The sequence below is a fragment of the Streptomyces sp. NPDC014894 genome (genome assembly GCF_043080985.1).
In the GTDB taxonomy this organism is placed as follows: domain Bacteria; phylum Actinomycetota; class Actinomycetes; order Streptomycetales; family Streptomycetaceae; genus Streptomyces.
This window is the reverse complement of sequence record NZ_JBIBWD010000002.1, coordinates 471673-496696: the sequence shown is the minus strand read 5'-3', so window position 1 is coordinate 496696 and position 25024 is coordinate 471673. Positions and strand designations below refer to the sequence as shown.

The 25024-nt window shown below is 73.2% G+C and carries 17 protein-coding genes; 14 read left to right on the top strand and 3 right to left on the bottom strand.

What is annotated here, in order from left to right; translation table 11 throughout:
* Positions 1 to 9 precede the first annotated feature (9 nt).
* From ACF089_RS06180 to ACF089_RS06170, 3 genes are all read right to left on the bottom strand, one after another.
* Entirely contained in the window at positions 10 to 1374 is a 1365-nt protein-coding gene (locus tag ACF089_RS06180; protein ID WP_392022501.1) for a PucR family transcriptional regulator, read from the bottom strand.
* Positions 1375 to 1604: 230 nt separating this feature from the next.
* Complete coding sequence (locus ACF089_RS06175) at positions 1605 to 2462, bottom strand: esterase/lipase family protein (RefSeq protein WP_392022498.1); 858 nt, start codon at positions 2460 to 2462, stop codon at positions 1605 to 1607.
* Between the two features lie 146 nt (positions 2463 to 2608).
* Positions 2609 to 3271, bottom strand: coding sequence for a TetR/AcrR family transcriptional regulator (locus ACF089_RS06170; RefSeq protein ID WP_392022495.1), 663 nt, complete (start codon positions 3269 to 3271; stop codon positions 2609 to 2611).
* A gap of 1413 nt (positions 3272 to 4684) precedes the next feature.
* On the opposite strand from ACF089_RS06170, the gene ACF089_RS06165 reads away from it, so the two are divergent.
* From ACF089_RS06165 to ACF089_RS06100, 14 genes are all read left to right on the top strand, one after another.
* A complete protein-coding gene (locus ACF089_RS06165; RefSeq protein ID WP_392022493.1) occupies positions 4685 to 6163 on the top strand; it encodes a sugar transferase in 1479 nt (492 codons plus the stop codon).
* Positions 6164 to 6245: 82 nt separating this feature from the next.
* Positions 6246 to 7562, top strand: a complete 1317-nt coding sequence (locus ACF089_RS06160; protein WP_392022490.1) for a nucleotide sugar dehydrogenase — start codon at positions 6246 to 6248, stop codon at positions 7560 to 7562.
* Positions 7552 to 8829: a glycosyltransferase family 4 protein gene (locus tag ACF089_RS06155; RefSeq protein WP_392022488.1), complete on the top strand. Its 1278-nt coding sequence runs from the start codon at positions 7552 to 7554 to the stop codon at positions 8827 to 8829. The genes ACF089_RS06160 and ACF089_RS06155 overlap by 11 nt, the downstream gene beginning before the upstream one ends.
* Positions 8826 to 10223, top strand: coding sequence for a Wzz/FepE/Etk N-terminal domain-containing protein (locus tag ACF089_RS06150; RefSeq protein WP_392022485.1), 1398 nt, complete (start codon positions 8826 to 8828; stop codon positions 10221 to 10223). Before ACF089_RS06155 ends, ACF089_RS06150 begins: the two co-directional genes overlap by 4 nt.
* Complete coding sequence (locus tag ACF089_RS06145; RefSeq protein ID WP_392022479.1) at positions 10220 to 11779, top strand: Wzz/FepE/Etk N-terminal domain-containing protein; 1560 nt, start codon at positions 10220 to 10222, stop codon at positions 11777 to 11779. Before ACF089_RS06150 ends, ACF089_RS06145 begins: the two co-directional genes overlap by 4 nt.
* 3 nt (positions 11780 to 11782) lie before the next feature.
* Positions 11783 to 13708 carry an asparagine synthase (glutamine-hydrolyzing) gene (gene asnB, locus ACF089_RS06140; RefSeq protein WP_392022476.1) on the top strand — a complete coding sequence of 642 codons (1926 nt, stop codon included), beginning with the start codon at positions 11783 to 11785 and terminating at the stop codon, positions 13706 to 13708.
* Positions 13709 to 13874: 166 nt separating this feature from the next.
* Positions 13875 to 16088, top strand: a complete 2214-nt coding sequence (locus ACF089_RS06135; RefSeq protein WP_392022473.1) for a bi-domain-containing oxidoreductase — start codon at positions 13875 to 13877, stop codon at positions 16086 to 16088.
* A complete protein-coding gene (locus tag ACF089_RS06130) occupies positions 16085 to 18061 on the top strand; it encodes an alginate lyase family protein (RefSeq protein ID WP_392022470.1) in 1977 nt (658 codons plus the stop codon). Before ACF089_RS06135 ends, ACF089_RS06130 begins: the two co-directional genes overlap by 4 nt.
* A gap of 63 nt (positions 18062 to 18124) precedes the next feature.
* On the top strand, positions 18125 to 19645 hold the full coding sequence (locus tag ACF089_RS06125) for a right-handed parallel beta-helix repeat-containing protein (RefSeq protein WP_392022467.1): 1521 nt from the start codon (positions 18125 to 18127) through the stop codon (positions 19643 to 19645).
* A 1-nt stretch (position 19646) separates the two neighbouring features.
* On the top strand, positions 19647 to 21020 hold the full coding sequence (locus tag ACF089_RS06120; RefSeq protein ID WP_392022465.1) for an O-antigen ligase domain-containing protein: 1374 nt from the start codon (positions 19647 to 19649) through the stop codon (positions 21018 to 21020).
* A 7-nt stretch (positions 21021 to 21027) separates the two neighbouring features.
* Positions 21028 to 22305 (top strand): glycosyltransferase, encoded by a 1278-nt coding sequence (locus ACF089_RS06115; protein WP_392022462.1) that lies wholly within the window; start codon positions 21028 to 21030, stop codon positions 22303 to 22305.
* The gene (locus tag ACF089_RS06110) at positions 22302 to 23537 is read left to right on the top strand and encodes a class I SAM-dependent methyltransferase (RefSeq protein ID WP_392022460.1); all 1236 of its coding nucleotides are present in this window, start codon (positions 22302 to 22304) and stop codon (positions 23535 to 23537) included. The genes ACF089_RS06115 and ACF089_RS06110 overlap by 4 nt, the downstream gene beginning before the upstream one ends.
* A gap of 13 nt (positions 23538 to 23550) precedes the next feature.
* The gene (locus ACF089_RS06105; RefSeq protein ID WP_392022457.1) at positions 23551 to 24378 is read left to right on the top strand and encodes a glucose-1-phosphate cytidylyltransferase; all 828 of its coding nucleotides are present in this window, start codon (positions 23551 to 23553) and stop codon (positions 24376 to 24378) included.
* Positions 24375 to 25022: a PIG-L deacetylase family protein gene (locus ACF089_RS06100; RefSeq protein WP_392022456.1), complete on the top strand. Its 648-nt coding sequence runs from the start codon at positions 24375 to 24377 to the stop codon at positions 25020 to 25022. The genes ACF089_RS06105 and ACF089_RS06100 overlap by 4 nt, the downstream gene beginning before the upstream one ends.
* Positions 25023 to 25024: the final 2 nt, after the last annotated feature.

Sequence of the window (25024 nt, the reverse complement as noted above, 5' to 3'; positions counted from 1 at the left end):
CGCGGGGTCCTACGGTCGCGCTCCGGGCCGGCTCCCGGGCCCCTCTTCTCCCCACCCCGTGAGCCGGCGGGCGTCCACGGCGAGCGTCAGGTCGACCAGGTCCCTCGGCCGGTCCAGGCGTTTGCCCGTGAGCTTCTCCAGCCGGTGCAGCCTGTTCAGCACCGTGTTCCGGTGGCAGAAGAGCCGCTCGCTCGCACGGTCGGTGGAGCCGTGGCAGCTGAGCCAGACCTCGAGGGTCTCCAGCAGCGACGCGCTCTCGCCCGGCGGCAGGCCCAGCACCGGACTCAGCACGGTCTCCGCGTACTGCGCCGCCAGGTCGGGGCGGGCCAGCATCAGCCCCGCCGACAGATGGTCGTCCAGCAGGGCGGGCCCCTCGTCCACTCCGCACATGCCGAGCGCCAGCTCGGCCAGCTCCCGGGCCCGGCCCAACTGCGCGAGGCCCTCGACGGCGGGCCCGATGCCCGCCCGTGTCCCCGGCGGAAGGGTGAGCGCTCGCGCCAGGTCCTCGACCGGCCGGCTGCCCAGCGGAACCACCGCCGCGTGCCCGCCCCGGAAGGGACAGCGGTACAGCCGGAATCCGTCCGCCTCCTGGCGCACCGGCTCACCGGCGGGCTCCTTCCCGGGCCCCTCCGGCCCGGATCCCACCGCCCCCGACTCCGACTCCGATTCAGCAGGCCCCGGCCCCTCCGAGCGCACGACGGCGTACCGGCCGATCAGCGGCAGGTCCAGGGCGATGGCCGCCGCGGAGACGTCCATGGGATCGGAGTGGCCGCGCAGCAGCGTCTTCAGCACCGGGATCATGGCCCGTTCACCGCCTGACGCGAGTTCGGCGGCGGTCCGGCGATGCGACTCGGTGAGCAGGGCCGTGTCCCGTCCCACGTAGCGCCAGTAGTCGTTGGCGGCGTGCGCCATGGCGCGTGACCGCCCGGGCTCCTCGTTCAGCACCGCTTCCACGAGGTGCTCCCACAGGACGGACGAGCCGATGCGGTACCCCTGGAGCAGCGCGAGAAGCGGCATTCCCTGGCGGGCCCGCCGTGCCGCCAACAGCCAGGCGTGCTCGCCCGATTCGGCGAGGCGCTCGGGCGAGGCGAGCGATCCGACGGCCTTCTCCAGCGAGACATGGGCGGATTCCCAGAGGTCGGCCGGGGCGAGCAGCGGATCGCCGTACTGGGGCACTTCCTCGCGGACCTGGAGCAGTGCCCGGTCCACCATCGGCGCCAGCCGGCCCCGCACCAGCTCGGCGGCGCGCACGAGGACGTCCGGGGGCGCCGGGACGGACATGGCCGCGTGCCGCACGCCGGCGGGGCCGGGCAGCGGCGGTTCGCCCTGGGCCCGTCCGCCCGGCCGGGGCGGTCGGTGCGGAACTGCGGTCATCGGACCTCCCGGGCGTACCTGACGTCGATGGGCCGGCGCTGGGTTCCGGGGAGAAAGAGGCGTGTGCCGCCGGGTGTCCGCCCTGTTCCCCGAAGAGACACGTCACACCGGACATCGCACCCTAGCCGATGCCCGGAAGCCCCGGTTTCCCGGTCTCCGGTCCGCACACGGGCGGGCGCGGTTCCGGTGGGGCCGGGCCGTTCGCCCCCGCCGGAACCGCGCGTCGCGCGTCAGACGCCGACGGTGGTGAAGGGCAGACACCGGAACGGCTTGGAGTGCTCGGGGTCGAGCCGGTTGAGGACGAGCCGGGTGACGTTCGGGTCGACGGCCAGTCCGAGATGACCGGCCGTGTCCAGCCGGCACTTGTCCTGGAGCACGATGTTGGTGACGTTGTCCCCGGTGAGCAGGCCGCTGGTGTACGGGGTGACGACGCTGTCGTAGCGGGTGACGATGGTGGTGTACGTCGGCCCGGGCACGGCGACCGGGCCGTCGTTGAGCTTGGCGAGGAACGCGGAGCCGGGCAGATAGTCCGTGCAGGCGCCACAGCCGACGCCGGTCAGCAGGCCCTGGAGCCTGAGGGCGGCGGCCAGGCTCGCCAGACCGTTGAGCGTGGTGCCCCGGAAGTTGGAGCCGAAGCCGACGAAGTCGTCGACCTTCGCGGCTCCGCCCAGGTACTTGATGTAGTACGCGGGAACGGTGGTCCCCTCGGAGTGTCCGACGATGTCGACCTTCGCCGATCCGGTCGCGGCGCGGACCCGGTCGACGAAGGCGCCCACCTCGACGGCGCTGTCCGCCATCGGAGCGAGGCCGCCGGCCAGTCCGCCCAGCACGGTCTTGCCGTAGGTCTGGGAGTAGACGCAGTAGCCGGCGGAGCGCAGGGCGGGCGCGAGGGTCAGGAAGTTGTCCCAGCTGTTGCCGCCGAGACCGTGGACGAGGACGACCGGCTCGGGGTGGGCGGCGCTGGGGCGGCAGGACCAGTCGTTCCACCCCGACCTCGGCGGCGCGTCGGCGGAAGCCGTCGCGGTCAGGGTGGTGGAGGCGAGTACGGACAGCGCGAGCGCTGCCAGGAACGTGCGGAGCTTTGCCATGGGGCGACTCCTTGTTCGCGGAAGGTTACCCGGAAGTAGAGCACGCGCCCTTGTTATGAACAAGGCATCGTTTCCAAAATGACCGAGCAGGGTTCGGCGCCCCGGGCGCGCTCCCCGGACGGGGGCGCGACGGGCGTGACGGCGGGTCAGGAAGCGCTGAGTCCGGAGCTGACCACGGTGTAGAAGCGGTCGAGCCCGTCCTGGAGGGACGCGCGATCGGCGGACCGCCCCGGGCCGCTGTCCAGGAGCCAGTCGGCGATGATGTCGAAGAGGCCGCCGATGAGCCCCATGGCCACCGCGCGGGCGTGCGGACCGGCCGCGACGCCGAGACGCAGCCAGGCCGTCTCCACGTACGAGGCCGCCCAGCGGCGGTTGGCCCGGCGGTGCGCCTCGGCCGACGGGGTCACGGCCCGGCCCTCGCCGAACGTCACCCGCGCCACCCGCACATCGTCGACGAAGGCGTCCGCGAAGTGCCGGATGAGCGCCCGGGCGGCCTCGCCCTCGTCCTGATCGCCGTCCAGGGCGTCCAGGGCCGAGGTGAGACGTCCGGTCACATCGGCGACTATACGGTCGAGCAGCGCCAGGTACAGGGCCTCTTTGCCGGTGAAGACCTCGTAGAAGCTCTTGGTTCCGACATACGCGTGCTTGCAGATCTGTTCGATCGCGGTGTCCTGGTAGCCCTGCGCGGAGAACAGCTCCAACGCCGCGTCCAGCAGATCCTCACGACGCCTCGCCCGCCGCTCCGCCGCGTCCAGGCCCCGGATACGCCGGCCTGTCGCGACTGCCCTGTCCCCCGCCTCACCAGCCACCGGCCCAACATACAGGCGACGCCGTGCGGCCCGCCGCGAGGGACGGCTCGGCGCAAGGCCGCGCGGCTCCGGGCGCCGTTCGCTCCCGGCGGTGACCGGTGCGGCGGGCGGACGGGAAAAGCGGCCGTGCATTCAGCGGTCCCGGCGATCGGGGTCGACGCGAAAAGAGAATTCCCTCATTCATTTCCTCACCCTGTCGACCGGGAATGGCTCCTTTCCGCTCGCCGGTTCTCCGGTCCCGGCGAGGCGTCGCCTCGCCGCGTCAATCGTCGACGCGGCGCCGCACCTTGATCCCTGATCTTGAACACATCCGTACGGCTCAGGTCAGGGCGGTTGTCGTCGCCGCGCGAAGGGCGTTCCCGCGGAATCGAGAAGGGCGAGGAACGAGACCGGTGAATCCGTCTGCCGGATGTCGACCGGCACGGCCGGAGGAGGGCGCGGGCCAATGCCTCCGCTCAGTCGGCGGTTCAGCCCTTCAGCGCCTTCGGGGCGCTTTTCGAAGGTCGCCTGCGAAAGCCCGGAGGCGCTGTTCGCCGAAGCCTCCGAACGCGCTCCGGGAGGGGCCGCGCGGGGCGGGGCCGCTCCTGTCCGGATCGGCGGCGGCGGAACGGTGCGGCACGGCGTGGAACGGTGCGGCACGGCGCGGCACGGCGCGGCACCTGCGACGCAGGCGATTACCGGCCGGTCCGGCGACCGCCCGACCCGGGCCGGACGCCGGCGTCGTCCCGGTGGTCGAACCGCGAGATCACCGGCACGGGGGACGTGGTCGCCGCCGCAGGCGCGACCGGTGCGACGCGCCGCGGCCGTCTGGAACCCGGCGGGCGGCGCACCGGCCCCCCGGAGACTCCGTTTCTCCCGGATCGTCAAGATCCAGGCGTCTCCGGTATCCGGAATCCAGGGGCCTTTCCCAGGTCACCAGGCACGCCCCTTCGTCGAACCGGAGCTGCCCTGTGACTGATCGGTGGATCCACTTTCAAAGCTTGAACACAAATTGAACACATCCCCTCTCCATACCGGCCCCGATGGTCTAGATTGACCGTGCTTCAGCTGTTCGGGCACGGGGCGAACAGTAATGATCTATAGGTCGGGCGCCGTGGAAAGCCGATTGCCGCGTTCCCCGCGCCCGATGTGGGGATGATCGATTCTCGGAGCCCGAGAGGGGGCCTTGGGCAGGGGGGACACCCGAGGTTTCCACGGGCTCCCGCACGCCTTGAGAGTCCGGCAGGACACGCGATTCCGCTGCCGCCGGGCCGGGTTGTTCCTGTGGCTCCGGAACAGCCGGAACGTCATGCGCGGGAGGCGGGGGCCTCCCTGGGGGAGGAACGGCGCGGCGCGGAAGGCGGGGGCCTTCCGAGGGGGTGACAGAACAGTGTGGGGCGAACACGTCGAACCGCTGGGGACCTGGGGGGTTCTGTGGAGCAGGGGGAATTAGTCAACCCGTTTCCGTCGGCGCGCGGGCGTCTGGCCGACGGAGCCGTCGGCCGGTCCGCGATCGACTGGGAGGAGCGGTACCGCCGTACCGTGATCACCAGCGACACCGTGGCCACCGCGGTCGTGGTGGCGGCGATCGGCACCTTCTTCGGCGCCCGGGACGCGGCCGACTGGCACGATAAGTGGGGCATTCTGGCGTTCGGCACCGAGCTGCTGGTGCTGGGAGCGCTCGCGGTGAGCCGGTCGTGGGCGCCGGCCGTGCTCGGCCAGGGCGCCGAGGAGTTCCGGCGGCTCGGACGCTCGCTGTTCACGGCGGCCGTCGTACTGGCGCTCGGCGGAATCGCCCTCACCTCGCGCAACATCAAACTCTGGATCTTCGTCGCGATCCCCGCGATCGCGCTCGTCACCATGACCGCGCGGTATCTGCTGCGCCTGCGGCTGCACAGAGAACGCAAGGAAGGCCGGTGTCTGCGACCGGTGCTCGCCGCCGGAAGCCTGCTCACCGTCAGCGATCTGATCAACCGGGCCCGTAAGTTCCCGCACCTCGGCTGGCGGGTCGACGCGGTCTGCACGACGGACGGTCTCGGGCTCGACGGCGACCAGCTGGACGGGGTGCCGGTCGTCGGCCGGCTGGCCGACGTCGCCAACCATGTCCGCCGCGACGGCTACCGGGTCGTCGCGGTCACACCGGACCCGCACTGGTCACCGGACCGGCTGCAGCGGCTGGCCTGGAATCTGGAGGGCAGCGACGCCGAGATGGTCGTGGCCCCCGTGCTCATGGAGGTGGCCGGACCGCGCCTGCACGTCGACGCGGTGCTCGGGATCCCGCTGCTGCGGGTCAGCATGCCGACCTTCACCGGCGGCAGCCGGGCCGTCAAGGAGGTCGTCGACCGGACGGGCGCGGCGATCCTGCTGATGGTGTTCGCGCCGCTGATGGTGTTCGTCGGACTGCTCGTGCTGACGGACAGCCGGGGCGGGGCGTTCTACCGCCAGCGCCGGGTCGGCAAGGACGGCCGCGAGTTCACCATCCTCAAGTTCCGCACCATGGTCGCCGGGGCCGACGGCGCGCGCGCCGGGCTGGCCGACCGCAACGAGGGCGCCGGCCTGCTCTTCAAGCTCCGCCGGGATCCGCGGGTGACCCGGGTGGGAGCGGTGCTGCGCAGGTACTCGATCGACGAACTGCCGCAGCTCTTCAATGTGCTCACCGGATCGATGTCGCTCGTCGGTCCGCGGCCCCCGCTGCCGGAGGAGTCCGCCGCGTACGGCCCGGACATCCGGCGGCGGCTGCTGGTCAAGCCCGGCCTCACCGGTCTGTGGCAGATCAGCGGGCGCAGCGATCTGCCGTGGGAGGAGGCGGTCCGGCTGGATCTGCGCTACGTGGAGGACTGGTCGCTCGCCCTGGACACCGTGATCTTGTGGAAGACGCTGCGCGCGGTGGTCTGCGGGCAGGGGGCGTACTGATGCGCGGGGAGCCGCCGTTCGACGGCCCCTCCCGCGCGCGGACCGCGGGCCGGGAGGGCCTGCCTGGGGGGAGGGACAGAGCATGAGGATCAGCGTTTTCGGGCTCGGCTACGTGGGCTGTGTATCGGCCGCGTGCCTGGCCGGCATGGGTCACGAGGTCATCGGGGTGGACGTCAACCAGGTGAAGGTCGACCTGGTCAACGACGGCAAGGCCCCGGTGGTCGAGGAACGGATCGGCGAACTCATCGCCGAGGTGGTGCGGACCGGGGCGTTGCGCGCCACCGGCGACGTCCACGAGGCGATCATGGACAGCGAGGTGTCGCTGGTCTGTGTGGGCACGCCGTCGGAGCCCAACGGCAGTCTGTGCACCACTTATTTGGAGCGCGTCACCGAGCAGATCGGCGTCGCCTTGGCCGCGCGGGGCGGCCGGCAGACCGTGGTGTTCCGCAGCACCATGCTTCCGGGCACCTGTCTCAAACTGCTGGTGCCGATCCTGGAGAAGTACGCCGGCGGTACGGCCGGGGTGGACTTCGGGGTCGCGGTCAACCCGGAATTCCTGCGCGAGGGTTCGAGCGTGCGGGACTTCTTCGACCCGCCCAAGACCGTCGTCGGCGAGCTGGACCCGGCGAGCGGCGACGCGGTGGCGGCGCTGTACGAGGGACTGCCCGGCGAGGTGTTCCGGGTGCCGATCCCGACGGCCGAGGCGATCAAGTACGCCGACAACGCGTTCCACGGCCTCAAGATCGGCTTCGCGAACGAGCTGGGCGCGGTGTGCCAGGCGCTCGGGGTGGACTCGCACCAGGTGATGGATGTGTTCCTGGCCGACCGCAAGCTGAACATCAGCTCCGCCTATCTGCGGCCCGGCTTCGCCTTCGGCGGCTCCTGCCTGCCCAAGGACTTGCGCAGCCTGGTCCACGCGGCGCAGCGGGCCGATGTCTCGGTGCCGATCCTCTCCCATGTGCTGCCCTCCAACTCCGCGCATCTCCAGCGCGCGGTGGAGCTGGTCGAGCGCACCGGCAAGCGCCGGGCGGGTCTGTTCGGGCTGTCCTTCAAACCGGGCACCGACGACCTCCGGGAGAGCCCGCTCGTCGAGCTGGCGGAGCGGCTCTTCGGCAAGGGCTACGACCTGCGGATCTATGACGCGAATGTGAGCCTGTCCCGGCTGCTCGGCGCGAACCGCGAGTACATCGAGACCCGGCTGCCGCATCTCGCGCAGCTGCTGGCGAACTCGGTCGACGAGGTGCTGGAGCACTCCGAGGTGTGTCTGGTCGGGACCAGCGATCCGGCCGTGCTGTCGGCGCTGCCGCACGGCGAGGGCCCGGTGCTCATCGATCTCATCCGCCTTCCCGACGCCGAGGCGCGCCGGGCCGAACCGGGGTACGTGGGCCTTGCTTGGTGACACATCGTCCGGGGGCGGCACCGGCGGCCGGCCGGGCCGGCGCGCGCTGATCCTGGTGGAGAACCTGTCGGTGCCGTTCGACCGCCGGGTGTGGCAGGAGTGCCGGACGCTGCGGGACGCGGGCTGGGAGGTGCACGTCATCTGCCCCCGGGGGAGCAAGCGGGACACCGAGCCGGAGACGGAGATCGAGGGGGTGCGGATCCTCCGCTATCCGCTGCGCGCGGCCACCGGGGGGCCCGCGGGCTACGTGCGGGAGTACGGATCGGCGCTGTGGCACACGGCCCGGCTGGCCCGCGTGGTCGGCCCGGTCGATGTGGTCCACGCCTGCAATCCGCCCGACCTGCTCTTCCTGCCGGCGCTGTGGCTGAAGCGGCGCGGCGCGCGATTCGTCTTCGACCAGCACGACCTGGTGCCCGAGCTGTACCTCTCGCGGTTCGACCGGGGCGAGGACCTGCTCTATCGCGCCGTGTGCGCGCTGGAACGGCTGACCTATCGGGCCGCGGACGTCGTGCTCGCCACGAACGAGAGCTACCGGGACGTCGCGATACGCCGGGGCGGCCGGCGGCCGGAGGATGTCTTCGTGGTGCGCAGCGCGCCCGAGACCGACCGGTTCCAGCCGGTGCCGCCCGACCCGGAGCTGAAGCGCGGCAAGCCTCATCTGCTGTGCTACCTGGGTGTCATGGGACCTCAGGACGGCGTCGACTACGCCCTGCGGGCCCTCGCGAGGCTGCGCGACGAGCTGGGACGGACCGACTGGCACGCGGTGTTCGTCGGCGGCGGCGACGCGTTCGACGCGATGGTGGAGCTGTCCCGGCGGCTCGGGCTCTCCGAGCACGTGCGGTTCACCGGGCGCGTTCCGGACGCCGATCTGGTGCGCTGTCTGTCCACGGCGGACGTGTGCCTCTCCCCCGACCCGCGCAATCCGCTCAACGACGTGTCGACCATGAACAAGGTCCTGGAGTACATGGCGATGGGCCGGCCGATCGTCTCCTTCGACCTCCGGGAGGCGCGGGTCTCCGCGGGCGACGCCGCCGTGTACGCGCCCGACGACGACGAGGGCGAGTTCGCCCGGCTCATCGCGCTGCTGCTGGACGATCCGGAGCGGCGGGCCCGGATGGGGAGGATCGGCCGGGAGCGGATCGGCGGACGGCTCTCCTGGCGGAATTCGCAGACGGCGCTGCTCGCCGCCTACGAAGCCGCCTGCCGGGACCGCGCTCCGGCGTCGGCGGACGCCCCGGTCCGTACCAGGAAGAGGCCGGGCCGTTGAGCGACGACACGATACGCCTGGCCACCGTCGGGCGGATTCTCCGTCGGCGCGGGCGGCTGGTCATCGCCCTGGCCGTGGTGGGCGCGCTCGTCGGCCACGGCGTCTCGGCGCTGTTTCCGCCGAGGTACACGGCGTCGGCGTCCGTCCTGCTGCCGGGGCAGTGGGAGGAGCGCGAGCTGCTGACCCAGGTGAACATCGCGACCAGTTCGGCGGTGGTCGACCGTACGGCCGCGGCCCTCGGCTGGAAGGGCGTCGGCGGCGGTGAGCTGCGGGACCGGGTGAGCGCCACGGCCTCCGACGGGAACATCATCACGATCTCGGGCACGGCCGAGACCCCGGAGCGGGCGCAGCGGCTCTCCGACCAGGCGGCCCGGCAGCTCGTCGCCTTCGCCGCGCGGATCGCGGGCGACAGCGCCGGGGCCGAGGAGGTCACGGGGCCCGAGGCGCTGCGGCGGAAGGTGGTGCAGACCAACCGCCGCATCACCGATCTGGCCAACGCGGCCGATCCGGGGCGGACCGTGGAGAGCGTGCAGGCGCGCACCGCGCTGGAGAAGCTGCGCACCGCGCTGGAGGAGGCCATGAGAAGGCTGGACGAGGCCGATCCGGCGACCGACCGGGCCGGCATGGTCGTCATGGGCCCGGCGGCCCGGCCCACCGGCGAGGCCCCGCCGACGAGGGCGCAGCTCATCGCCGCCGGTGCGCTGCTGTTCGCCCTGCTCACGGTCGTCGGCCATCTCGCCGCCGCGCGGGTGAACCGCCGGCTGCGCACCGAGCGGGAGATCGCCGCGGCGCTGGGCTCGGTGCTGCTGGGCGCCGTCGACGTACCGGGTGAGCGGCCCGCGCTCCGGCCCGGGGGCGGCGGTCCCCGGGCCTGGATCCGCCGGCTGCTGGGCGTCGACACCCGGTGGGACGCCCCGCCCCCTCGGGCGTCCGGGGACGAGACCGAACGGCGGATCCGCTACCGGCGGGTGTGCGCCCGGCTCCGGGACCGGCTGCCGGCCGCCCGGCGGCTGCTGGTCGTCGTACCGGACGGCGACGAGATCGCCCGCCGGGCCGCGGAGCGGCTCGTCGCCGAGGCCGGGAGCGGGCCCTCCGCCGCCGCTTCGAGCGGGGAGGGTCCCGGGCTGCGGGTGGTGGAGGTGCCGGTGGACCGGCCGCTGGTGCCGGACCGTGAGGCCGAGTCGGGCGCCGTGGTCGTGCTCAGCGCGGGCAGCTGGACCGCTGAGCAGCTCGGGGGGATCGCGGGGGCGTGCGCGGACGGCGGGCACGAGGTCGTCGGCGTCGTCGTCGCCGGCACGGCCCGGGCGCGTTCGACGCGGCCCGCCGGCCGGCCCTCGGACGACGCCGCCCCGGCGCTCGCGGTTCCCGACCGCGCGACGGGAGAGTCGGTGTGACGACGCGTACGACGCCGGACGCGCCGCCGGCGGCTCCGCTGATCGATCTGCACTCCCTGGTGGCGGCGGTGCGCAGGCGCCGCCGGCTGTGGTGCTCCATGGCGCTGCTGGGGCTGCTGGCCGGTGTGGCGATCGCGGTCCTGCTTCCGCCGCCGCCGACCGCGATGACCAAGGTGCTGGTCGCGCACCGGGAGGACCAGCCGAACGACACCGGGACGCTGATCCGCACGGATGTCGCGCTGCTGGAGACCACGCGGATCGCCGGGGCGGCCCTGCGTTCCCTCAAGTCCCCGGAGAAGCCGGAGGACTTCATGGAGGACTACCGGGGCAGCGGTCTGACCAACAATCTGCTGCGGATCGATGTGACCGGCGACAGCGAGGCGGAGGCCGTGGCCCGGGCCGGGGCGCTCGCCGACGCGTTCGTCGCGGACCATGTGCGGCGGATGTGGGAGGCCGCGAAGGCCGAGGCCAAGGCCCTGCTCGACCAGCGCGACCGGATGCGGGACGAGCTGGCCGAGGTCAACGGCGCCATCGGGGACCGCTCGCCGGAGAGCGACCCCGAGGCGTCGGCGAGCATCGAGACGCTCTTCGCCCGCCGGGCCGAGCTGAACTCGCGCATCGCCGATTTCGACCAGCGCGCCGCCGAGGCCCGTACCGGCACGCCCCAGGTCGTCGTCGGCACCCGGATCGTGGACGCCCCGCGCGCGGTGCCGCACTCCCTGCCCAGGGCCGCCGCCGCCGACGCCGCGATCGGGCTCGTGCTCGGGCTCGTCCTCGGGATCGCGCTGGCCGCGGTCGGCGCGGTGGTGGCGGACCGCCCCGTGCTGCGCCGGGAGATCGCGGCGAATCTGGGCGCGTCCGTCATCGCGGAGCTGCGCCGCGCGCCCCGCCGCCCGGCCCGGTGGCAGAGCCGGCGGACGCGGGCGGCCGGCGAACGGCTCACGGCGACCCTGGCCCGGGCCGTGCGCGGCTGCGCGGAACCGGTGTCGCTGCTGGAGCTGGGCTGCGCGCGCGACACGAGGGCGATCGCCCGGAACGTCGCCGAGGCGCTGTCGGCGGAGGGTCCGGTGGTCGTCGTCGACGGTCTGTCCGGCCCCGGGCCGGCCGACGGCCCGCTCGATCCGGCGGACACGACCGAGGGCGGCGGCGAGGGCGGCGCGTCCGGGACGGCCCGGCCGTGCCGGCTCGGCGTCGGCTCGGTCGCGCCCGGCACGGCGTGGACCGATCTCCCGTACCTCGGCGACCGAACGGTGCTCGTCGTGCGGGCCGGGCACGGCAGCGCCGCGTGGCTGCACACCGTGGCACGGCAACTCGCCGACCAGCGCGTTCCGGTGATCGGTGTGGTGTTGATCGACCCGGATCCGCGGGACAGGACCGACGGCGCCCTGTGGGACGGGGCGCGCACCGCGCTCCGCGGCCATGACGAGCGGCTCGACCGGCGGAACGGGGCGGGCGGGGCCCGGACGGAACGACCGGCCCGGCAGAACGGGACGGCACGGCCGCGCCCGCAGGCGCCGGCCGCACGGGTCCCGGACAGCGACCAGGAGGCACGGTAGGACATGTGTGGCATCGCAGGCACGTACCGATGGCCGGACGGGAAGGCCGTGACCGACCGGCTCACCGATGTCCTCGCCCACCGGGGTCCGGACGGGGCGGGCCGCTACGGCCGTCCCCTCGGCGACGGCGAGGTGCAGCTCGGACACCGCAGGCTGGCCGTCATCGATCTGTCCGGGACCGGCGCGCAGCCGATGGTCTCGGACGGTCTCGCCCTCACGTACAACGGCGAGCTGTACAACGCGCCCGAACTCCGCGCCGAGCTGACGGCCGCCGGGGCGCGCTTTCGCGGCGGCTCCGACACCGAGGTGCTGCTGAAGGCCTGGCGGCGCTGGGGCACGGACTGTCTGCCCCGGCTGCGCGGCATGTTCGCGTTCGCGGTCTTCGACGAGCGGACCGGTGATCTGGTGCTCGCGCGCGACCAGCTCGGCGTCAAGCCGCTGTTCCTGCTGCGGCGCGGCACGGGCCTGCTGTTCGCCTCCGAGCTGAAGGCGCTCGCCGCCGTGACCGGCGGGTCGCTGGAGGTGGACCGGGCGGCGCTGGTGGCCTCGCTGCTGTACTACTGGGTGCCGGACTCGCGCTGCGCGTACCGCGAGGCGGAGAAGCTGCCGCCGGGGAGCTGGCTGCGGTGCCGGCCCGACGGCCGGGTGGAGCGCGGCCGGTACTGGAATCTCCGGGACGTCGCCGCCGAGGCGCGGGACCGGGCGCGCGGCGGCGAGGCGCCGGACCTGGCCGCCGTCGTCGAGGAGTCGAACCGGCGGCATCTGGTCTCCGACGTGCCGGTGGCGACCTTCCTCTCCGGCGGGCTGGACTCCAGCTATCTGACCGCGCTGGCGGCCCGGCAACGCCCCGGGATCTCCGCCTACACGATCGGGTTCCGCGCCGAGGACACCAGGTTCGAGGCGATGCCGGACGATCTGCGCCACGCCCGGCGGGTGGCCGAGCAGTTCGGCGTCGACCTGCGGGAGATAGAGATCGCTCCGAAGGTGACCGACCTGCTGCCCCGGATGACCTACCACCTGGACGAGCCGATCGGCGACCCCGCCGCGATCAATACCTTCCTGATCTGCTCGGCCGCCCGGGAGGCCGGGGTCAAGGTGATGCTCTCGGGGATGGGCGCCGACGAGCTGTTCGCCGGATACCGCAAGCATCTGGCGAATCTGCTCGCGCTGCGCTACCAGCGCGTCCCCCGGGCCCTGCGGCGCGGTCTGTCCGGGACCGTGGACCTGCTGCCGGTCGCCACGTCCCGCCGGGGCTACCGGTCGGTGCGCTTCGCGAAGCGGTTCCTCTCCTTCGCCGAGCTGCCGGAGGAGACCGCCTTCCGGCGCAGCTACACCATGTACGACCGGGAGGAGCTGCTCGGGCTGGTCCATCCGGATCTGGCCGGGACGGTCGAGGACGTGCTGACCGAGCACGCGGACGTCTACCGGGACAACGATCTCGACGACTTCGTCAACCGCATGTGCCTGGGCGACGCCCGGATGTTCCTGCCGGGTCTGAACCTCGCCTACACGGACCGGGCGAGCATGGCCGCGTCGACGGAGGTGCGGGTGCCGTACGTGGACGTCGAGGTGGTCAAGGCGGCGTTCGCCGTGCCCGGCGACCGCAAGATCGTGGGACGGCAGGGCAAGGCCGTCCTCAAGGAGGCGGCCTCCTCGATCCTGCCCCGGGAGATCGTGTACCGGCCCAAGGGCCTGTTCAGCGCCCCGCTGCGGGCCTGGATGAGCCGGGACCTGGCGCCGCTGGTGCGCGAGGTGGTGCACGACGGCGAGCTGGTCCGCTCCGGGTTCCTGCGCCGGGAGGCGCTGGCGCGGCTCGTCGCGGAGGACGCCGCCGGGCACCAGGACTACTCCAAGCATCTGTGGCATGTGCTGACCCTGGAGCACTGGTATCGCGGCGCGACCTCCGGCTCCGGCTCCGGCCCGGGCTGAACGGCACACGGCTCGACGGCTCGACGGCTCGACGGCAGACGGCTTCACAGCCTCACAGCTTCACGGCACACGCCTTCATGGCGGACGGACGGCTCGACGGCACACGGCGCACAGCACACGGCTGGACGGCAGACGGCTCGACGGCGCGGAGACAAGAGGAGCTCGGGTGAAACAGGTTGTGCAGAACTACAAGAGCGGCGAGCTGGCGCTGCTCGACGTGCCGGCGCCGGAGTGCAAGCCGGGCGGTGTGCTGGTGCGCAGCGACTACTCGCTGATCTCCACCGGCACCGAGCTGATGAAGGTGTCCGAGGCCGGCATGTCGATGCTCGGCAAGGCCCGTTCCCGGCCGGACCAGGTCGCCAAGGTCCTGCAGAGCGTGGCGTCCAACGGGGTGCCCGCCACCTACCGCAAGGTGATGGGCAAGCTGGACTCCTACACGCCGCTGGGCTATTCGCTGAGCGGAGTGGTGGAGCGGGTCGGCGCCGGGATCGACGATGTGGCCGTCGGCGATGTCGTGGCCTGCGCAGGCAATGAGCACGCGCTGCACGCCGAGCTGAACTGGGTGCCGAAGAACCTCTGCACGCGGGTGCCGGACGGTCTCGCGCCCCGGCACGCGGCCTTCGGCACCGTCGGGTCGATCGCGCTCCAGGGCGTCCGCCGGGGCGAGTCGCAGCTCGGCGATGTGGCGCTGGTCATCGGTCTCGGGCTCATCGGGCAGCTGGTGGTGCAGCTGCTGGCCGCCTCGGGAGTGAGCGTCGTCGGGGTCGACCCCGACCCGGTCCGCTGCGAGCTGGCCGAGCGCCTGGGCGCCGCGGCCTGCGGCGATCCCGAGTCCGCGGCCGTGGAGAGCTGTGTCGCCGAGCTGACCGGCGGGCACGGAGTGGACCAGGTGTATCTGGCCGCCGGCGGCGGCAGCAATCAGCCCGTCGAGCTGGCCGCCCGGCTGAGCCGGGACCGGGGACGGGTCGTCGACATCGGCAAGTGCCGTCTGGACCTGCCGTGGAACGCGTACTACGGGAAGGAGCTGGACGTCCGCTTCTCCCGCAGCTACGGCCCCGGGCGCTACGACCCCGAGTACGAACTGGAGGGGCGCGACTACCCGATCGGCTATGTGCGCTGGACCGAGCGCCGCAACCTGGCGTGCTTCCTCGATCTCGTCGCCCGCGGCCGGGTGGACGTGGAGCCCCTGGTCTCCCATGTCGCCGACTTCGACGACGCCGTCGAGACGTACCGGAGTCTGAAGGACGGCGATCTGAAGGCCGTGGCGGTGCTGTTCCGGTACGCCGCGCCCGCGGGGGAAACGGCCGGCGCGGCGGCCCCTGCGGTCGCCGTGCCCCCGGTGCGGCGCGGCGGCGCGGCGTCCGTCCCGGCCCGCCCCGGCACGGGCCGGTCCGCCGCGGCCCCGGTGCGGCTGGCCTTCGTCGGCGCGGGGAACTACGCGACGTCGATGCTGCTGCCGCACCTGGCCCGGCGCGAGGGCGTGGAGCTGTCCACGGTCGTCACCACGACGGCGCTGTCCGCGGTCAACGCGAAGCGGAAGTTCGGCTTCGCCGAGGCGACGACCGATCTCGACGCCGTGCTCGGCGACCCGTCCGTCGACGCGGTGTTCGTGGTCACCCGGCACAGCTCGCACGCCGAACTGACCCGCAGGGCGCTGCTGGCCGGCAAGACGGTCTTCGTGGAGAAGCCGCTGGCGCTCACCGAGGACGAGCTGGCCGGGGTGGTCTCGGCGGTGGAGGAGTCCGGGAACGACCGGCTGCAGGTGGGCTTCAACCGCCGGTTCGCGCCGCTGCTGCGGGAGGCCAGAAAGCGGTTCGGCGTCCGGACCGGTCCGGCGAGCCTGCGCTATCTGGTCAACGCGGGCCGGCTGGAGCACGGCAGCTGGTATCTCCGGCAGGACACCGAGGGCTCGCGGTTCGCCGGGGAGGGCGGGCACTTCATCGACACGGCGAGCTGGCTGCTCGGGGCCGACCCGGTGTCGGTGTACGCGGTGGCCGCGTCCGGCGACGAGGGCGGCGGCGACCTTCAGATCGTGCTGCGCTACCCGGGCGGGTCGACCGCCACGCTCAGCTATGTCACCAACGGCTCGCCCGCCTTCCCCAAGGAGACGCTGGACCTGATCGCGGACGGCAAGGTGCTGCGGCTCGACGACTTCGTCCGCGCCTCGGTCCACGGCCGCAGGCGGTGGAGCAGCCCGCGGCTGTCCAGGGTCCGGGACAAGGGCCAGCGCGCCCAGCTGGACGCGTTCCTGCGGGCCGTGCGGACCGGCGGGCCGATGCCGGTACCACTGGAGTCGCTGGTCGCCACCACGGCGGCCACCCTCGCCGTACGGACCGGTCTGGCCGGCGGCGCGCCGGTGACGCTGGAGCGGACGCGATGAGCCCGAGCGCGCCCGTGGGCTGGTATCTGCGGCGGCTGTCGCGGATGGGACCGCGCGAGGTCGGCGGCCGGGTGGGCGACGCGGTGCGCAGACGGCGGTGGCGGGCGTCGGCGCCGCCGGACGGTCCGGTCGTGAGCGGCGCGCGGTTCACCGCGGTGCTGCCCGCCGGGGCGGTCGACTCGGTGCCGCCGGACGCCGCGAAGCGTCTCGTCGCCGAGGCGGACCGGCTGCTGGCCGGGCACGCCGTGTACTTCGGGGTGGACCGCGACGATCTGGCCGACCCGGACTGGATGTACGACCCGAAGACCGGGCGGCGGGCTCCGTCGGGCTACGCCTTCGACGTGCCGTACCGGAGCGAGGAGGCGATCGGGGACGTCAAGCAGATCTGGGAGCTGTCCCGGCATCAGCACCTCACCGTGCTCGCGGCCGCCTACGCGATCACCGGCGACGAGCGGTACGCCGAGCGGGCGGCCGGGCATCTGCGGTCGTGGTGGGCGGCCAATCCGCCGCTGCGCGGGGTGCACTGGATCAGCGGCATCGAGCTGGGGATCCGGCTGCTCTCCTGGGTGTGGGTCCGCCGGCTGCTCGACGGCTGGCCGGGCGCGGCCGGGCTGTTCGAGGACAACGCGGTGGCGCGGAACCAGATCTGGCACCATCAGCGCTGGCTGGCGGCCTTCCCGAGCCGGGGCTCCTCGGCGAACAACCATGTGGTCGCCGAGGCCGCCGGGCAGTTGGCCGCGGCCTGCGCGTTCGGATGGTTCCCCTCCTCGGCGCGCTGGCGCGACGACGCGACGCGGTCGCTGGAGCGGCATCTGCGGAGCAACACCTTTCCCTCCGGCCTCAATCGCGAGCTGGCCACCGAGTACCACGGACTCGTGCTGGAGCTGGGCCTGGCAGCGGTGGCCGAGGCGGACGCCGCCGGTGTGCCGGTCCCCGGGTCGGTACGGCTGGTGCTGCTGCGCATGACCGACGCGCTCGCGGCGATCGTGGACAGCAGGCTGCGGCCGCCGCGCCAGGGGGACGCGGACGACGGGCACGGTCTGGTGGTGGACGGCGCGGGCGGCGACCGCTGGGCCTCGCTGCTCGCCACCGGGGACACCGTGTTCGGCCGGCTCGACTGGTGGCCGGCGGTGCCCCGCGCCGATGTGCGCACCCCGCTGCTGGCCGCGCTCATCCGGCCGTACGCGCGGGACGGGAGCGCGCCGGCCGTGACCCGCCCGGCGAGCCGGCCGGCCCACTTCGCCGACGCGGGGCTGACGGTCCTGCGCGGTCCGGGGGAGATCTGGTGCCGCTGCGACGGCGGTCCGCACGGCTTCCTCTCCATCGCCGCGCACGCCCACGCGGACGCGCTGTCCGTGGAGGTGCGGCACGACGGGGTCGATGTGCTCGCCGACCCGGGGACGTTCTGCTACCACGGGCAGCCCGAGTGGCGGCGGTACTTCCGCTCGACCCTCGGCCACAACACCCTGCGGCTGGACGGCGGTGACCAGTCCGTCTCCGGCGGCCCGTTCCTGTGGACCCGGCACGCCCGCAGCCGGGTGCTGACCGCCGACGTCTCCGAGAGGAGCGGGCTCCGCTGGTGCGCCGAGCACGACGGCTACCGGGACTCCGTGCACCGCCGCCGGGTGGAGCTGATCGCGGCGCGCCGCGAGCTGCGCGTGGTCGACGAGGTGCGCGGTCCGCGCCGGACGGCGGAGTTGGCGTTCCACCTCGGGCCGGCGATCGCGGCGGAGCTGGCGGGGAGCCGGGCGGTGCTCACCTGGACCCGGGACGGCGAGGACCGCTCCGCGGTGCTCGATCTGCCGGAGCGGCTGTCCTGGCGGGCCCATCGCGGCGAGACCGGGCCGCCGCTGGGCTGGTACTCCGCCGGCTTCGGACGCAAGGAACCGGCCACCACGCTGATCGGCACCGGTTTCGCCGGCGGTGGGGCGGCGTCGGGGGAGTTCACCACCGTGCTCCGGTTCGGCGGCTAGGGCCCCTTCCTCCGGATCAGGCCGGATCAGGGAGAAGGACAGGACCGAGGAGGACGCGTGGGGATGAAGGGGCGGAAGCGGGTGATGGCGGTGGCGGCGCTGGTCCTGTCGGCGACGGCCGGCTGTACGGGCTCCTCGGACGCCCCGGCGCGGCCGGCGGCCGGTACGCCCGCCGCGCCCTCCGTCTCCCCCGCCCGGGTGTGCGCCGGGCCCGCCGCCGGACCGGCGAGGGCGCCGGCGGGCGCGGTGACGGTCGATCCCGCGGTGGTCGGCGACCTGGCCGCGAAGACCAGGAGCAGTCCCCCGTACACCACGTTCTGGCTCCGGCCGGGGAAGCACAGGCTGGCGCCGGACCGCTACGCGCAGGTCGTGCCCAAGGAGGGGAATCGCTATCTCGGCGCGCCGGGCGCGGTGCTCGACGGCCGGAGGGTGAATCAGTACGCGTTCGGCGGCGGCGCGCGGGATGTCACCGTCCGCCATCTGACCGTGCAGCGGTTCGTCGCGCCGAACAACGAGGGCGTGGTCAATCACGACATGGCGGACGGGTGGCTGATCGAGCACGCGACGATCCAGTACAACTCCGGGGCCGGGCTGATGGCCGGCGCCCGCCAGCGGGTCCGCGGCAGCTGTCTGCGCGGCAACGGCCAGTACGGGATGAACGCGTACAAGACCGGGGACTCCATCCGGGGTCTGGTGGTCGAGGGCAACGAGATCACGGGCAACAACACCGACGACTGGGAGCGCCGGAGGCCGGGCTGCGGCTGTAGCGGAGGCGTCAAGTTCTGGGCCGTCGACGGGGCCGACGTGCGCGGGAACTGGGTGCACGGAAACCGCGGCGCCGGGCTGTGGGCGGACAACAACAACAATGACTTCCGTATCGAGAACAATGTGCTGGAGGACAACGACGGCGCCGCGCTGATCTATGAGACCAGCTACAACGCGGTCATCCGGAACAACATGATCCGGCGGAACAACTGGGTCGAGGGCCGCGGCCGCGCCGATCGCGGCGACAGCTTCCCGTTCGCGACCGTCTACGTCTCCGAGGCCGGCGGCGAACCGCGGATCCGGGCCCGCACGGACAAGATCGAGATCTACCGGAACGTGCTGGAGAACAACTGGAACGGCATCACCCTGTGGGAGAACGCCGACCGGTTCTGCAACAGCCCGGCCAACACCTCGACCGGCTACTGCACCCTGCTGGTGAAGGACGCCGAGCGCTGCGCACGGCCGGCGATCGCCGCCGCGCCGCTCCACTCCGACTGCCGGTGGAAGACCCAGCGGGTGGACATCCACGGCAACCGCTTCCTCCTGGACGCCTCCGTCGTCGAGTGCACGGCGGAGTGCGGCCGGATGGCGGTGCTGGCCAACTACGGCACCTATCCGGACTGGTCGCCGTACCGGGGCGAGCGGGTGGCCGAGGCGATCACCCATCGGCAGCACAACCGCTGGCACGACAACGTCTACCGCGGGCCGTGGAGCTTCGTCGCCGGCGATCCGGGCCGGGAACTCGACTCCGGGCAGTGGCAGAGCACGCCGTACCAGCAGGACGCGGGCAGCACCTTCGACCCGCGGACCGGTGGTTGAGATGGGCGGGGACACGACGCGCGGCGCTCCGGCGCACGGCCAGGACACTACAAGCGGCGCTCCGGCGCACGGCCAGGACACTACAAGCGGCGCTCCGGCGCACGGTCAGGACACGACGCCCGGCGCTCCGCCGGCCCCGCCGGACGCGACACGCGCGCGCCCCGGCGGCACGCCGAAGGCCGTCGGGATCGTCTGGGCGCTGCTGGGGCTCAACACGCTGGGCTCCGCCGGGGCGAAGACGATCGTCACCCTGCCCCGCTCCCTGATCCAGATGGTCACCATGGGCGCGCTGGTCGCCGCGTTCGCGCTGGCTCTCGCGCTCAACGCGCGGCTGCGCGTGCGGGCCGGCGCCTTTCTGTCCCTGCTCACCCTGCTGCTGGTGCCGAGCGTGATCTCCAGCGTGCAGCTGGAGGTCGGGTTCGGCGCGCTGTTCCGATGCGTCCGGCTGGCTCTCTTCGTCGGCACGCTGTGGCTGCTCAGCCGCTGGTGGGACGGCGGGCTGACCTTCGTCCGGCACCACATCCGGATGTACTTCGCGGTGCTCGGGTCGGTGGCCGCCGGTCTGGCGCTCTCACCGGGCGTCGCCATGCCCGAGTACTACGGAGGGCGGCTGGTCGGCGCGCTGTGGCCGCTCACCCCGCCGCAGATCGGACAGTACACCGCGGTGATCATCGGGCTCACCGTGCTGCTTCTGCTGGGCCGCCGGACCACCGGGGCGAGCGCGGCGCTGGTGATCGTGCCGTCGCTGGTCCTGCTGGCGCTGACCCATACCCGGACGGCCACGCTCGGTCTGCTCGTCGGGCTGGGGCTGGCGATCGGCTCGCTCGTGCTGACCAGCGCCGCCGCCCGCCGGTTCTTCGCCTGGGCGGTGCTGTGCGCCGCGGTGGCCGCGGTCGCGTTCAGCTCCGCGCTCCAGGCGTGGTTCCTGCGCGGGCAGAGCCAGGAGAACTTCTCCAATCTCACCGGCCGGGCCAAGGTCTGGGACGCCCTGACGGCGGCGCCCCGGACGACCGGGGAGCGGATCTTCGGCACGGGCCTGGGCGACAAGTCGTTCGGCGGGCTGCCGATCGACAACAGCTGGCTGGCCGTCTATCACGAGCAGGGGCTGATCGGCATCGGCCTCGTGGGGGCGATGGTCGTCGTGCTGGGCGGCGTGGCGCTGCTGCGGCCGCCGTCGCTGCCGAGGGCCTGCGCGATCTTCCTGATCAGCTACTGCGCGATCTCCTCGTACACCGAGGCCGGGCTGGGCGACGCGTCCGCGTATCTGCTGCATCTGGCGCTGGCCGCCGCGCTGCTGGCGGCGCCCGCCGGGGGCGCGGCCCTCCCGGCGGCCGAGGTCCCCGTACGACGTATCCCGAGACGGACCAGGAGGTGACCTGAGCATGCATGTCCTTGTGGTGCACAACCGCTACTCCTCGGCGCAGCCGAGCGGGGAGAACAGGGTCGTCGACGAGGAGGTGGGGCTGCTGCGCGCGGCCGGCCACCGGGTGGAGGTGTTCGAGCGGCGCAGCGACGACATCGCCGGCCGGTCCCTGCTGGGGAAGGCGGCGGTGCCGCTGCTCGTGCCGTGGAATCCGGCGGTCCGGGCGGAGCTGGCGGGCCGGCTCCGGGCCGAGCGGCCGGACGTGGTGCATGTCCACAACGTCTTCCCGCTGCTGTCGCCCGCGGTGCTGGCCGCCTGCGCGGACGCCGGGGTGCCCGTCGTCGCCACGCTGCACAACTACACCCAGATCTGTCCGCCGGGCACGCTGCACCGGGACGGCCGGCCGTGCACGGAGTGCGTCGGTTCGGCGGCGCCGCTGCCCGCCGTCCGGCACGGCTGCTACCGGGACTCCCGGCTGGCGACGGTGCCGCTCGCGGTCGGTCTGCTGGTCAACCGGCGGCGGTGGTGGTCCGGGGTGGAGCGCTTCTTCTGCATCTCCGGGGCGCAGCGCGATGTCCTGGTGCGGTCCGGAATGCCGCCCGAGCGGCTGGCGGTGAAGCACAACTTCGTGCCGGAACCGGGCGTGGGCCGGTCGGGGCCGGGCGAGCAGCTGCTCTTTCTCGGCCGGCTCGCGGAGGCGAAGGGCGTACGGCTGCTCATGGCCGCGTGGGACGAGATCGCCGCGTCCGGCGGGGTGGGCGTGCCGCTGGTGGTGGCGGGCGCGGGTCCGCTGGAGCGGGAGGTGACGGCGTGGGCGGCGGGCCGTGACGATGTGCGGTACGCCGGTCTGTGGGATCCGGCGGAGTGCCGGCGGGCCGTCGCGCGGTCGGTCGCCGTGGTGGCTCCCTCGATGTCGCTGGAGACGTTCGGTCTGGTGGTCGCGGAGGCGATGGCGGCGGGGGTTCCGGCCGTCGCCGCCGGTCACGGCGCGTTCGTCGAACTCGTCGAGGACGGGGCGACGGGGCTGCTGCACCGGCCGGGCGACCGCGCCTCGCTGACGTCCTGTCTGCGCCGGATCACGGCCGGGCCGGAGCGCAACCGGGAGATGGGCCGGGCGGCCCGGAAGCGCTACGAGCGGGACTTCAGCCCGGCCGTCGGGCTGGAGCGCCTGGTGGAGGGTTACCGCTCCGCGATCGCGGGCCGGTCCGGCGGCGGGGACGGCCCGCCGCCGGTGGTGGACGAAGGCACTGGCTCGCGGCGGGGCGCCCGCGCGGGCAGGGATGGGGGCAGTAGATGACACGATGCCGACTCTGCGGCTCGGCGGCGCTGGAGAGCGTCGTCGATCTGGGGGCGACCCCGCCGTGCGAGAGCTTTCTCGCCGCGGACGAACTGGACGGACCGGAGCCGGCGTACCCGCTGCATCTGCGGGTCTGCACCGACTGCTGGCTCGCGCAGATCCCTCCGCTGATCAGCCCGGAGGAGACGTTCACGCAGTACGCGTACTTCTCGTCGTACTCGACGTCCTGGGTGGAGCACGCGCGCGCGTTCGTCGACGGCTCGGTGCGGCGGCTGGGGCTCGGGGCCGGCTCCTTCGTGGTGGAGGTCGCGAGCAACGACGGGTATCTGCTGAGGCACATGGTGGAGCGCGGGATCCGCTGTCTCGGCATCGAGCCGTCGGTGAACGTCGGCGCCGCGGCGCGGGAGGCGGGCGTGCCCACGCTCACCCGGTTCCTGGACCCGGAGGCCGGCTCGGCCGTCCGCGCCGAGCACGGCCCGGCGGATCTGGTCGTGGCGAACAATGTGTACGCGCACATCCCGGACGTGGTCGGGTTCACCCGGGGGCTGCGGGCCCTGGTCGCCGACGACGGCTGGGTCTCCGTCGAGGTGCAGCATCTGCTGACGCTGATCGAGGAGAACCAGTACGACACGATCTATCACGAGCACTTCCAGTACTACACGGTCGCGTCCGCGGCCCGGGCGCTGGAGAGCGGCGGACTCGCGCTCGTGGACGTCGAGCTGCTGCCCACGCACGGCGGGTCCCTGCGGCTGTGGGCGCGGCCCGCGGAGGCGGCCGGCGAGCCGAGCCGCCGGGTGGCCGAGGTGCTGGACCGGGAGAAGGCCGCCGGGCTGCGGGAGCTGTCCGGGTACACCGAGTTCTCCGCGCGGGTGGCCAAGGTGCGCCGGGACCTTCTGCGGTTTCTCATCGAGGCGGCCGAGCGCGGGGAGACGGTCGTCGGCTACGGCGCGCCCGGCAAGGGCAACACCCTGCTCAACCACTGCGGCGTCCGGCCCGATCTGCTCGCCTACACGGTCGACCGCAACCCGTACAAGCACGGCAGATTCACCCCGGGGGCCCGTATCCCGATCCTGCCGCCCGAGCGGATCCGCGCCGACCGGCCGGACTATGTGCTGGTCCTCCCGTGGAATCTGCGGGACGAGCTGGTCGAGCAGCTGTCGTTCGTGCACGAGTGGGGCGGCCGGCTGGTCTTCCCCATCCCGGAACTGAGCATTGTCGAGGTCGCGCCGTGAAAGAGGTCACAGCATGAAGGTCGTACTGTTCTGCGGCGGTTACGGGCTGCGCATGCGCGAAGGGGCCTTCGACGACCTGCCCAAGCCGATGGCGCTGGTCGGCCCGCGGCCGCTGATCTGGCACGTCATGCGCTACTACGCGCACTTCGGGCACCGGGAGTTCATTCTGTGCCTCGGCTACGGGGCGCACCACATCAAGGACTTCTTCCTCAACTACGAGGAGACGGCGTCCAACGACTTCGTGCTGAGCCATGGGCGGACGGAGTTGCTGTCCACCGACATCGCCGACTGGACGATCACCTTTGTGCAGACCGGGATCGAGTCCCCGATCGGGGAGCGGCTGCGCCGGGTGCGGCGTCATCTGGACGGCGACGAGATGTTCCTCGCCAACTACGCCGATGTGCTCACCGACGCCCCGCTGCCGGAGATGATCGACCGGTTCGCCCGGCGGGACGCCGGCGCGTCGATGATGGTGGTGCCGCCGCAGTCCTCGTTCCACTGCGTGGATCTGGGCGAGGACGGCCTGGTGGGAGGCATCACCGCGGTGAGCGAGCTGCCTTTGTGGGAGAACGGCGGCTACTTCGTGCTCCGTCAGGAGATCTTCGACCACATCCCGGAGAACGGGGACCTGGTCGGCGACGGATGCGCGCGGCTGGCCAAGCGCGGCCGACTCCTGGCCCACCGGCACCGCGGCTTCTGGAAGCCGACCGACACGGTGAAGGAGCGGGCCGCGCTCGACGCCGCCTACGCGCGGGGCGACCGCCCGTGGGCGGTGTGGGAGCGGGACGGCGTACCGGCGGGCGCGTATCGGACCGGCGGCGTCGCGGCGGGGACCGCGTGATACGGCTCGGGGCCGGGCCCCTGGGGAGCCTCGTCGTGGTGGGCGCGCACTGCGACGACATCGCCATCGGCGCCGGCGGCGCCCTGCTCACGATGTGCCGCGCGCGGCCGGGCCTCCGCGTCGACGCGCTGGTGCTCTCCGGCGGCGGCGGCGAGCGGGAGCGGGAGGAGCGGGCCGCGCTCGCCGCCTTCTGCCCGGGCGCGGACCTGCGGCTGACCGTGCTCAAGCTGCCGGACGGGCGGCTGCCGGCCCGGTGGGAGGAGGCCAAGTCCGCGGTCGAGGAGCTGCGCGCGCGGACCGAGCCGGATCTCGTGCTGGCCCCGCGCACCGATGACGCGCACCAGGACCACCGCGGTCTGGCGAAGCTGGTGTCCACCGCGTTCCGCGACCATCTCGTGCTCGGCTACGAGATCGTCAAATGGGACGGCGACCTCGGCCGTCCCTCCGCGTACCAGCCGCTGTCGCCGGAGACCGCCGAGGAGAAGGCGCGGCTGCTGCAGGAGCACTACCCCTCGCAGCGGCACCGGCCCTGGTACGACCGGGAGGCCTTTCTCGGCCTCGCGCGAATCCGCGGCATCGAATGCCACACGCGCTACGCCGAGGCGTTCGCCGTCGCCAAACTCACTCTCGACCTGGGGGAATGAAC

What these genes read in the sequence shown, in the direction of transcription:
- ACF089_RS06160 (WP_392022490.1), top strand. Translation starts at nt 6,246, where the DNA reads ATGAGGATCAGCGTTTTCGGGCTCGGCTACGTGGGCTGTGTATCGGCC.
- ACF089_RS06175 (WP_392022498.1), bottom strand. Translation starts at nt 2,462, where the DNA reads ATGGCAAAGCTCCGCACGTTCCTGGCAGCGCTCGCGCTGTCCGTACTC.
- ACF089_RS06180 (WP_392022501.1), bottom strand. Translation starts at nt 1,374, where the DNA reads ATGACCGCAGTTCCGCACCGACCGCCCCGGCCGGGCGGACGGGCCCAG.
- ACF089_RS06130 (WP_392022470.1), top strand. Translation starts at nt 16,085, where the DNA reads ATGAGCCCGAGCGCGCCCGTGGGCTGGTATCTGCGGCGGCTGTCGCGG.
- ACF089_RS06120 (WP_392022465.1), top strand. Translation starts at nt 19,647, where the DNA reads ATGGGCGGGGACACGACGCGCGGCGCTCCGGCGCACGGCCAGGACACT.
- ACF089_RS06105 (WP_392022457.1), top strand. Translation starts at nt 23,551, where the DNA reads ATGAAGGTCGTACTGTTCTGCGGCGGTTACGGGCTGCGCATGCGCGAA.
- ACF089_RS06125 (WP_392022467.1), top strand. Translation starts at nt 18,125, where the DNA reads ATGAAGGGGCGGAAGCGGGTGATGGCGGTGGCGGCGCTGGTCCTGTCG.
- ACF089_RS06115 (WP_392022462.1), top strand. Translation starts at nt 21,028, where the DNA reads ATGCATGTCCTTGTGGTGCACAACCGCTACTCCTCGGCGCAGCCGAGC.
- asnB (WP_392022476.1), top strand. Translation starts at nt 11,783, where the DNA reads ATGTGTGGCATCGCAGGCACGTACCGATGGCCGGACGGGAAGGCCGTG.
- ACF089_RS06110 (WP_392022460.1), top strand. Translation starts at nt 22,302, where the DNA reads ATGACACGATGCCGACTCTGCGGCTCGGCGGCGCTGGAGAGCGTCGTC.